This is a genomic window from Luedemannella flava (assembly GCF_039528515.1).
GTDB classification, from domain to species: Bacteria; Actinomycetota; Actinomycetes; order Mycobacteriales; family Micromonosporaceae; genus Luedemannella; species Luedemannella flava.
Genome location: NZ_BAAALT010000184.1, coordinates 1 through 681, shown reverse-complemented (window position 1 = coordinate 681; position 681 = coordinate 1). Strand labels below are relative to the sequence as shown.

General features: G+C 54.3%; 1 protein-coding gene. It reads right to left on the bottom strand.

Features of this window, described 5'->3' with window-relative positions; translation table 11 throughout:
• Window positions 1-93: 93 nt before the first annotated feature.
• Window positions 94-396 carry a hypothetical protein gene (locus tag ABD211_RS24660; RefSeq protein WP_344136548.1) on the bottom strand — a complete coding sequence of 101 codons (303 nt, stop codon included), beginning with the start codon at window positions 394-396 and terminating at the stop codon, window positions 94-96.
• Between the last annotated feature and the right edge of the window lie 285 nt (window positions 397-681).

Here is a 681-nt window from a genome sequence, read left to right as displayed (position 1 = left end):
ACCTTGCCCCTATGCAGTAGCTCCACGCCACTGTTCTAGCACACCTCTCGATGGCGCATCCAGGCCGGTCCAGCTCGGCAACGTCACGCTGCGTCAGAATTCGAGCTGCTCCTGTTCAAATGAAGTCGAGGGCACACGTGGGACCTGGTCGGATTCATCGAGAATCTGGACGTAGTCCGGCTCATAGATCCAGAAGAGATGTCCCTCCTTCTCCATTTCGCCTGCTACTTGGACCCGTAATTCATTTTGATGCGCATACATTGCGATCTGATATTGCTCTTCGGTCAGTCTAACCCGAGCCTTCCGCGCTGTTGCGCCCTCTTCAATATTGAGACGGATTAGACGGTCGGGGTCGCCAGATTCGTGACTCAAGAAGGTGACTTCACCGACCAGCACAACGCTCTGTGGCTCAGGGTCGAGCGCTAGTGTCGTTGCAGCCTTAGCCAGTACGGCCGAGTCCGGAGCGTCAAAGGCAACTNATTTGTGGACACTCCAGAATCGCCGCCGGCGCAAAAATCACTAAGGGCCTTCGCGAACTCGTAAGAGATGCCGTCTGAAACGGCCTCCACGAACAATCCAAGATCAGGTTTTGATTTGTATTCGTCTAGGCATGCTCTTGCGGTCACAAGGGCATGCTCAAAAATCGCCATGATGTTCCTGCCGCTCAAGGTTTCGAAATGC